This window comes from Pseudomonas sp. Sample_24 (genome assembly GCF_004307605.1).
Classification (GTDB): Bacteria; Pseudomonadota; Gammaproteobacteria; order Pseudomonadales; family Pseudomonadaceae; genus Aquipseudomonas.
In genome coordinates, this window is the sequence record NZ_RCNW01000400.1 from 1 (window position 1) to 8470 (window position 8470).

At 58.9% G+C, this 8470-nt stretch carries 10 protein-coding genes; 4 read left to right on the forward strand and 6 right to left on the reverse strand.

The window, feature by feature from the left end; translation table 11 throughout:
- The first annotated feature begins 240 nt into the window (after positions 1-240).
- Positions 241-1749, forward strand: coding sequence for a malate dehydrogenase (quinone) (gene mqo / locus D8V06_RS23105; protein ID WP_130931888.1), 1509 nt, complete (start codon positions 241-243; stop codon positions 1747-1749).
- A gap of 193 nt (positions 1750-1942) precedes the next feature.
- Here the strand turns inward: mqo and D8V06_RS23110 are convergent, their stop codons facing one another.
- The 4 genes from D8V06_RS23110 to D8V06_RS23125 all read right to left on the reverse strand — a co-directional run bounded on the left by D8V06_RS23110 (position 1943) and on the right by D8V06_RS23125 (position 3954).
- Complete coding sequence (locus tag D8V06_RS23110; RefSeq protein WP_130903578.1) at positions 1943-2230, reverse strand: PA4642 family protein; 288 nt, start codon at positions 2228-2230, stop codon at positions 1943-1945.
- 63 nt (positions 2231-2293) lie between these two features.
- Complete coding sequence (locus D8V06_RS23115; RefSeq protein ID WP_056853255.1) at positions 2294-2779, reverse strand: hypothetical protein; 486 nt, start codon at positions 2777-2779, stop codon at positions 2294-2296.
- 140 nt (positions 2780-2919) lie between these two features.
- Positions 2920-3393, reverse strand: coding sequence for a WbuC family cupin fold metalloprotein (locus D8V06_RS23120; protein WP_130903577.1), 474 nt, complete (start codon positions 3391-3393; stop codon positions 2920-2922).
- Positions 3394-3396: 3 nt separating this feature from the next.
- Positions 3397-3954, reverse strand: a complete 558-nt coding sequence (locus tag D8V06_RS23125) for a hypoxanthine-guanine phosphoribosyltransferase (RefSeq protein ID WP_056853257.1) — start codon at positions 3952-3954, stop codon at positions 3397-3399.
- 173 nt (positions 3955-4127) lie between these two features.
- On the opposite strand from D8V06_RS23125, the gene upp reads away from it, so the two are divergent.
- Both upp and D8V06_RS23135 read left to right on the forward strand, forming a co-directional pair.
- Positions 4128-4766, forward strand: a complete 639-nt coding sequence (upp, locus tag D8V06_RS23130; protein ID WP_056853258.1) for a uracil phosphoribosyltransferase — start codon at positions 4128-4130, stop codon at positions 4764-4766.
- A gap of 2 nt (positions 4767-4768) precedes the next feature.
- Positions 4769-6043 carry a uracil-xanthine permease family protein gene (locus D8V06_RS23135; RefSeq protein ID WP_130903576.1) on the forward strand — a complete coding sequence of 425 codons (1275 nt, stop codon included), beginning with the start codon at positions 4769-4771 and terminating at the stop codon, positions 6041-6043.
- A gap of 149 nt (positions 6044-6192) precedes the next feature.
- Here the strand turns inward: D8V06_RS23135 and hemH are convergent, their stop codons facing one another.
- Positions 6193-7218, reverse strand: a complete 1026-nt coding sequence (gene hemH / locus D8V06_RS23140; protein ID WP_130903575.1) for a ferrochelatase — start codon at positions 7216-7218, stop codon at positions 6193-6195.
- 13 nt (positions 7219-7231) lie between these two features.
- On the reverse strand, positions 7232-8134 hold the full coding sequence (locus D8V06_RS23145) for a TIGR01777 family oxidoreductase (RefSeq protein ID WP_056853261.1): 903 nt from the start codon (positions 8132-8134) through the stop codon (positions 7232-7234).
- 197 nt (positions 8135-8331) lie between these two features.
- Between D8V06_RS23145 and D8V06_RS23150 the strand changes: the two genes are divergently transcribed.
- The coding region (locus D8V06_RS23150) for an NAD(P)-binding protein (protein ID WP_130931889.1) at positions 8332-8470 on the forward strand (139 nt) is incomplete at its 3' end.

Consider the following 8470-nt stretch of genomic DNA (forward strand, 5'->3'; position numbering starts at 1 on the left):
TACGGATTTGGTTGCACAAACGGATGTCTCGACCATAAGTCGAATTGCCAGCCGCCCGTTGAAATGAGTTCATAGGACTCTGATTAGACCCGGCCGGTAGCGTCCGTCGAAGTTGCAAAAAATTGCGAAGATTCGGACATGGCGATCCTGCCATGAGTTCGAGGGGCATTACTGACTCGCCCCGGAACGCCTGGCAGCCATGCCGTCAATTTGGTGCTGCAGATTTTGGAGACGCGTTAAATGGCGCATAACGAAGCAGTCGACGTAGTACTGGTTGGGGCCGGCATCATGAGTGCCACCCTGGCAGTACTGCTCAAAGAGCTCGACCCCGCGATCAAGCTGGAAGTCGTCGAGCTGATGGATTCCGGTGCCGCGGAGAGTTCCAACCCGTGGAACAACGCCGGTACCGGTCATGCCGGCCTGTGCGAGTTGAACTACACGCCACAGGCTGCCGATGGCTCCGTCGACATCAAGAAAGCCGTGCACATCAACACCCAGTTCGAGGTGTCGAAGCAGTTCTGGTCGTACCTGACCAAAAAAGGCACGTTCGGCTCGTGCAAATCGTTTATCAGCCCGGTGCCGCACCTGAGTTTCGTCCAGGGCGACAGCGGCGTGTCCTTCCTCAAGGAACGCTTCAAGGTGCTGAGCAAGCACCACGCCTTCGCCGACATGGAATACACCGAAGACAAGGCGACAATGGCAGAGTGGATGCCATTGATGATGCCTGGGCGCGACCCCGGCGAAACCCTTGCCGCCACCCGCGTGATCAATGGCACCGACGTCAACTTCGGCGCATTGACCAACCAGTTGCTCAAGCACCTGACCAGCGCACCCGATGCCCAGGTCAAATACTGCAAGCGCGTGACCGGCCTCAAGCGCAAAAACGGTGGCTGGACCGTCAGCATCAAGGACGTCAACAGCGGCAACACCCGTGAAGTCGACGCCAAATTCGTCTTCCTCGGTGCTGGTGGCGCGGCACTGCCGCTGCTGCAAGCCTCGGGTATCGAAGAGAGCAAAGGCTTTGGCGGCTTCCCGATCAGCGGCCAGTGGCTGCGTTGCGACAACCCGGAAGTGGTCAAGCACCACCAGGCCAAGGTCTACAGCCAGGCTGCCGTGGGTTCGCCACCGATGTCGGTGCCGCACCTGGACACCCGCGTCGTCGACGGCAAGAAGTCGCTGCTGTTCGGACCTTATGCCGGTTTTACCACCAAGTTCCTCAAGCACGGTTCCTTCATGGACCTGCCGCTGTCGGTTCGCGCCGGCAACATCGGCCCGATGCTGGCCGTGGCGAAAAACAACATGGACCTGACCAAGTACCTGGTCAGCGAAGTGATGCAGTCCATGGAGCAGCGACTGGAGTCCCTGCGTCGCTTCTACCCTGAAGCGAAAGCCGAAGACTGGCGCCTGGAAGTGGCCGGCCAACGGGTGCAGATCATCAAGAAAGACCCGAAAAAAGGCGGCATCCTGCAGTTCGGTACCGAACTGGTCGCGGCCAAGGACGGCTCCCTCGCTGCCCTGCTCGGCGCTTCGCCAGGTGCTTCGGTAACCGTTTCGATCATGCTGGAACTGATCGAAAAATGCTTCCCGAACCAGGCCAAAGGCGAATGGGCTGCCAAACTGGCGGAAATTTTCCCGGCCCGTGAAAAAGTCCTGGAAGCCGACGCTGCGCTGTATCGCAAGATCAACACGCAGAACAACGTTGCCCTGGAACTGGTTGAAGCCAGCAGCGAGACCGAAAGCTACGCTTGATTCGGCCCCATGAAAAACGCCCCGTCCTCTTTGAGAACGGGGCGTTTTTTTATGGGCGGTCAAACCTTCTTTGTGGCGAGGGAGCTTGCTCCCGCTGGGCTGCGAAGCGGCCCCAGAATCTTGTGAGCGCTTCGCACTGGTGCGCCAGCCCGGTCAAGCGGGAGAAAGCTCCCTCGCCACAGGGAAAAATTGATCAGCCGCGAGCCTTGTCGATCAGTTCAATGTACTCGGCCGCATTACGCTGATCCTTGATCAAGGCAATGAAGTCATTGCCTTGCTCGTCTTTGCCGTTGACGTCAAAACCGGCCTCGACGAAGAACGTCAGGAAGCGCTCGAAGTCATCAATGCGCAGGCCACGGTAGGCCTTGACCAGTTTGTGCAGGGACGGAGAAGTCGCGTCGACCGGTTCGAAATCGAGGAACAACTTGATCTGCTCATCGCCGATCTCGTCACCAATCACTTGTTTCTTATCTTTACGCATTGCCGACTCCAGCTCGCAGACATTTCACAGGGCAGGCAGTTTACCCCTGCGCGGGCGCCGGGCTCAACGCGGACGAACGGCGCCTGTGTGCAGATCGGCCCAAATGTGGCCATTGGCATAGCTCAAGAACTGGCAATACACCGTGTCATTGCGCAACAGATCGATCACCACCCGGTACTGCGCCAGCGGGTAATAGAGGGTCAGGGTCTTGGTTTTGTCGTCGTAGACCGGTTTCTTCAGGCTTTTGCTTTCGCCGTCGAAATTGACCAGCACCTGACTGATGGTTGCTCCCTTGTTCAGGGATTTGCCCTTGAGGCGAACCAGCAGCGGCGAGGTCACCGGGATCGGCTGCTGATTGGACTGGCGCTGACTGCCGACCACCACCGAATATTCGGTGACTTGCAACAACTGCTGCTGCTCGGGCTCTGCGTCACGCAGAGTCAGGTCATCCGGAGGCAGGAACTGCCCGTGCATCGGTGCCGGGGCAGCGGCCAGGGGCAGACTGAGGGTCAGCAACAGAGCGGCGCAGCTGCGAAACAAAAGGCTCATGACAAGGCTCCGGAGGGCGGGGCCGAGCACTCTATCATGGCTTTAAAAGCAAAGATCGCAGCCTTCGGCAGCGACTACAGGGTGTACATCAGGCCCTTATAGCAGCTGCCGAAGGCTGCGATGCTTTGATCTGGCTTGGATCAATCGAACTGCGCGCGCATCCAGGCGTGATACTCGGCAACACCAGGCTCGCCTTCGCGCGGCGCCCAGCCGGCAAGTTCACCTTCACCGACCGGGCGGTAAGGCCCTGCCTTGCATTCGAACATCAGGCTATCGTCTTCAAGCACCACCAGGCCGTGGAATACGCCTGTCGGCAGATCCACGCCAACACAGTCGCCACCGGCCTGAAGCACGGTCTTGCTGAGCACCGTACCGTTCTCGTCAAAGATCAACACACCCAGGCGTCCTTTGAGGACAAGCAGGGTTTCAGCCTTGTTGTCACCCAGATGCCGGTGAGGCGGAATGTACGTGGACGGCTGCAGCGCCACCGCCATGCGATGGCAAGCGTCTTCCATCTGATGGAAGTTGTAATGCTGACGTCCACGAGGATTGGCCGCGGCTTTCCCGGCCAGTTCCGCGAACAACGTCTGATCGAGAAAGCGAGGCGTATCCATGTCTTACATTCCTTTAACGGCAAAAATCCCGTTGGCGTTGCGCCAGTAGCCCTTGTAGTCCATGCCGTAGCCGAAGATGTAACGGTCGATGCACGGCAGACCGACGAAATCGGCTTTCAGGTCCGGGCGAGCCTTGCGGTCGTGATCCTTGTCGATCAGCACGGCGGTGTGCACTTTGCGGGCACCGGCGTGTTTGCAGAAGTCGATGATCGCACCCAGGGTGTGACCTTCGTCGAGAATGTCGTCGATGATCAAAACGTCACGGTCGATGAACGACACTTCCGGCTTGGCCTTCCAGAACAGCTCGCCGCCGCTGGTTTCGTTGCGATAACGGGTGGCGTGCAGGTAGGACGCCTCCAGCGGGAATTGTAGATGGGTCAGCAGTTTGCCGGCAAAAATCAGCCCGCCGTTCATCACGCAGAACACCACCGGGTTGCTGTCCGCCAGTTCTTCATTGATGTGTGCACCCACGCGGGCGATGGCCGCCTCGACTTCAGCTTCGGTGTACAGGCAGTCAGCCTCTCGCATGATTTGACGGATATGCTCGAGATCAGCGGACATGGCGCTCTCCAGGGGATTGAGGGGGGTGGCGGTTCAGGAAAAGCGGGCAAAGGTACGCATCAAGCGAGGCCAGATCAAGCGTTTGTGGACTAACGTACTCTATGTCTATAGGACAACACCCTCGGATAGATTAATCTAGGCCGGTTTTTTTGCCCGCCGCCGGAGCCTTTCCCATGCCCATCCTCGAGATCCGCCACCCGCTGATCCGTCATAAACTTGGCCTGATGCGCCGCGCAGACATCAGCACCAAGAATTTCCGTGAGCTCGCTCAGGAAGTCGGTGCCCTGCTGACCTATGAAGCCACCAAAGACCTGCCGCTCGAAACCTACGATATCGAAGGTTGGTGCGGCACGGTGTCGGTCGAGAAAATCGCCGGCAAGAAAATTACTGTAGTACCGATTCTGCGTGCCGGTATCGGCATGCTCGAAGGTGTGTTGAGCCTGATCCCGGGCGCCAAAGTCAGCGCCGTGGGTGTGGCCCGCAATGAGGAAACCCTCGAAGCCCACACCTACCTGGAAAAACTGGTACCGGAAATCGACGAACGCCTGGCCATGATCATCGACCCGATGCTCGCCACCGGCGGCTCGATGGTCGCGACCATCGACTTGCTGAAAAAGGCCGGTTGCAGGGACATCCGCGCCATGGTGCTGGTTGCCGCGCCCGAAGGCATTGCGGTGGTCGAGAAAGCTCACCCGGACGTGACCATCTACACCGCGTCCATTGATCAAAAACTCAACGAACACGGTTACATCATCCCGGGCCTGGGCGATGCTGGCGACAAGATCTTCGGCACCAAGCAGAAGGACGCGTGAGCATGCAGCAAGAGTTCAACGATCCGCTCTGGCGCACGGTGCTGTCCGGCGCACAGATGCTGTTCGTGGCCTTCGGCGCCCTGGTGTTGATGCCGCTGATTACCGGCCTTGACCCGAACGTGGCGCTGTTTACCGCCGGCCTGGGAACCATCCTGTTTCAGGTGGTCACCGGACGTCAGGTGCCGGTGTTCCTGGCGTCGAGTTTTGCTTTCATCACCCCGATCATTCTCGCCAAGGGTCAATTCGGCCTCGCGGCGACCATGGGCGGTGTGATGGCGGCTGGCTTCGTCTACACCTTCCTCGGCTTGGCCGTGAAGATCAAAGGCACCGGTTTCATCGACCGCCTGTTGCCACCGGTGGTGATCGGCCCGGTCATCATCTCCATCGGCCTGGCCATGGCGCCGATTGCCGCCAACATGGCGATGGGCAAGGCGGGAGACGGCAGCGAGCTGATTCACTATCAGACCGCAATGCTGATCTCGATGCCGGCGCTGCTGACCACCCTGATCGTCGCCGTGTTCGGCAAAGGCATTTTCCGCCTGGTGCCGATCATTTCCGGCGTGCTGGTGGGTTTTGCCATGTCATTCTATTTCGGTGTGGTCGACACGGCGAAGATTGCCGCGGCGCCATGGTTCGCCATCCCGGCCTTCACCGCGCCGGAATTCAACTGGCAGGCGATCCTGTTCATCGTTCCGGTGGCCCTGGCCCCGGCTATCGAACACATCGGCGGTGTGATTGCCGTGGGTAGCGTGACCGGCCGCGATTACCTGAAGAAACCCGGTCTGCACCGCACGCTGCTCGGTGACGGCATTGCCACCACCGCGGCCGGCCTGTTCGGCGGCCCACCCAACACCACGTACGCCGAAGTCACCGGCGCGGTGATGCTGACCAAGAACTACAACCCGAAAATCATGACCTGGGCGGCGATATTCGCCATCAGCCTGGCATTCATCGGCAAATTCGGCGCCCTGCTGCAAAGCATTCCGGTGCCGGTGATGGGCGGCATTCTGTGCCTGTTGTTCGGTTCGATTGCAGCGGTAGGCATGAACACGCTGATCCGCCACAAGATCGATCTGGGCGAGGCGCGCAATCTGGTGATTGTGTCGGTGACCCTGGTGTTCGGGATCGGCGGTGTGTTGGTGGGTACCGGCACCGGCCCGGATGATTTCGGCCTCAAAGGCATTGCGCTGTGCGCGGTGGTGGCGATTGCGCTGAACCTGATCCTGCCGGGCAATGACAGCTGGAAGCACAAGAAGGCGGAAGAGCCGCTGGTGTAACAGGCGATCCCTGTGGCGAGGGAGCTTGCTCCCGCTTGACCGGTCTGGCGCACCAGTGCGCAGCAGCCACAAAATCTTCATTTATTGCAAGATTTTGGGGCCGCTTCGCGACCCAGCGGGAGCAAGCTCCCTTGCCACAGGTTGGGTTCCTAGAGAGCCAAAGGCGCTCTTTCGCATAACTTGGTCAATGCCTGTGCCCAACGCGGGTCATCATTGAGACACGGCACCAACACCAATTCCTCGCCCCCCGCTTCGCGGAACTGCTCTTTACCGCGATCACCAATCTCCTCCAGCGTCTCGATGCAATCGGCAACGAACGCCGGGCACATGACCAATAGTTTCTTCACACCCGACTTGGCCAACTCATCAAGACGCGCTTCGGTGTAGGGCTCAATCCATTTGGCGCGCCCCAGGCGCGACTGGAACGACACCGACCATTTGCCGTCCGCAAGCCCCATGCGCTTGGCAAACTCCGCTGCGCTACGCAGGCATTGGGCGCGGTAACAGGTCGCCAGGGTCGCTGGCGAAGCGTTCTTGCAGCAGTCTTCATTCTTGAAGCAATGCTGGCCGGTCGGATCGAGCTTGGTCAGATGCCTCTCAGGCAAGCCGTGAAAGCTCAGCAACAGGTGGTCGTAATCCTGTTGCAGGTACGGTCCGGCCGTGGCCACCAGCGCATCAAGGTATTCTGGTTGATCGTAAAACGGCTGGAGTATCGACAGTTGCACATTGAGATTTTTCTCGCGCAAAACACGCCGGACCTCTTCGATCACCGTTGTGGTGGTGCTGTCGGCAAATTGTGGATAGAGCGGCGCCACGGTTATTCGCTTATGCCCTTGGGCGATCAGTCGTGTAAGCGCCGACTCGATGGACGGTTGGCCATATCGCATGGCCAACTCAACCGGGCCGTGATGCCAGTGCGCAGTCATCGCTTGCTGCAAGCGACGACTGAGCACCACCAGCGGCGAGCCTTCGTCCCACCAGATCGAAGCATACGCGTGGGCCGACTGCTCGGGACGCTTGATCAGGATCAGTGACACCAGCAGACGCCGCACCGGCCAAGGCAGGTCGATCACGTAGGGGTCCATCAGAAACTGATTGAGGTAACGGCGCACGTCCGCCACCGAAGTGGAGGCCGGTGAGCCCAGGTTGACCAGAAGCAACGCGTGATCGGTCATGCAACGTCCTATTTCAGAGGCGGCTGGAAAGATCGTCCAGGGCCGCGCGCAAATCAGTGAACTGGAAGGTGAATCCTGCTTCGAGCAAACGCGCCGGCGTGGCCCGTTGACCACCCAGCAACAACAATGACATCTCGCCCAGGCCGACCTTCAACGCCAGCGCCGGCATCGGCATGAACGCCGGGCGATGCAATACGCTGCCCAGGGTTTTGGCAAACTCGCGATTACGTACCGGCTTCGGTGCGCAGGCATTATATGGACCGCTGGCTTCATTGCGATGCAGAAGAAAATCAATCAGGGCGATTTGATCGTTGATATGAATCCACGGCATCCACTGCCGACCGTTGCCGATCGGCCCGCCCAGCCCGAATTTGAACGGCAGCAGCAGGCGCGACAAAAAGCCGCCATCGGCAGACAACACCAGACCGGTGCGAATGAGGATCACCCGAATCCCCAAAGCCTCCGCACGCTGCGCGGTTTCTTCCCAGGCGATGCACAACTGGCTGGCGAAGTCGTCGATCACCGGCGGTGATTCTTCGGTCAACTCCCGCTCGCCGCCATCACCGTACCAACCCACGGCAGAGCCGGAGATCAGTACCCGGGGTTTCTGCTCGCGCTTTTCCAGCCAGGCCAGCAGGGTTTCGGTCAAGGTAATCCGGCTGCTCCATAACAGCGCTTTGCGTTTGGACGTCCATGGTCGATCGGCAATCGGCGCACCCGCCAGGTTGATAATGGCGTCAATCGGTTCTTGACCGAGGTCTTCCAACAGTGCGACACCACGCACTGCAGCGCCGCAAATTTTCGCAACTTTATCGGGCGTACGACTCAAGACCGTCAGGCGATGCCCCTGACTCAACCAGTGTCGACAAAGCTGACGTCCTATCAAACCAGTACCGCCGGTCAGCAATATGTGCATGACTTCTTCCTCGCGTGGCGTTTTACCTTGATCACTAGTCTATTTTTATAAGCAAGGGATCTTTGATATCGGGCAGGCTCTGTGTTTAACAATAGGCCAAGCTGTCAGAACGATAACGCTAAAAGTTATACCAAAAAACAATATTGTACAGGTTTCAACCCCGGCGTAGTCTGTACAGAAAGGTAAACGAGGCCCTTATGACTGTACCTATCGCAATCATCGGCACCGGCATCGCCGGACTCTCAGCCGCACAAGCCCTGACAGATGCAGGGCATGTCGTGCAACTTTTCGATAAAAGCCGCGGCAGTGGCGGACGCATGTCGAGCAAGCGCAGCG

Excerpts from the sequence above, each read along its gene's own strand:
- D8V06_RS23120 (WP_130903577.1), bottom strand. The coding sequence starts at position 3,393 with ATGGATACGCCTCGCTTTCTCGATCAGACGTTGTTCGCGGAACTGGCC.
- D8V06_RS23125 (WP_056853257.1), bottom strand. The coding sequence starts at position 3,954 with ATGTCCGCTGATCTCGAGCATATCCGTCAAATCATGCGAGAGGCTGAC.
- D8V06_RS23135 (WP_130903576.1), top strand. The coding sequence starts at position 4,769 with ATGCAGCAAGAGTTCAACGATCCGCTCTGGCGCACGGTGCTGTCCGGC.
- D8V06_RS23110 (WP_130903578.1), bottom strand. The coding sequence starts at position 2,230 with ATGCGTAAAGATAAGAAACAAGTGATTGGTGACGAGATCGGCGATGAG.
- D8V06_RS23115 (WP_056853255.1), bottom strand. The coding sequence starts at position 2,779 with ATGAGCCTTTTGTTTCGCAGCTGCGCCGCTCTGTTGCTGACCCTCAGT.
- mqo (WP_130931888.1), top strand. The coding sequence starts at position 241 with ATGGCGCATAACGAAGCAGTCGACGTAGTACTGGTTGGGGCCGGCATC.
- upp (WP_056853258.1), top strand. The coding sequence starts at position 4,128 with ATGCCCATCCTCGAGATCCGCCACCCGCTGATCCGTCATAAACTTGGC.
- D8V06_RS23145 (WP_056853261.1), bottom strand. The coding sequence starts at position 8,134 with ATGCACATATTGCTGACCGGCGGTACTGGTTTGATAGGACGTCAGCTT.
- hemH (WP_130903575.1), bottom strand. The coding sequence starts at position 7,218 with ATGACCGATCACGCGTTGCTTCTGGTCAACCTGGGCTCACCGGCCTCC.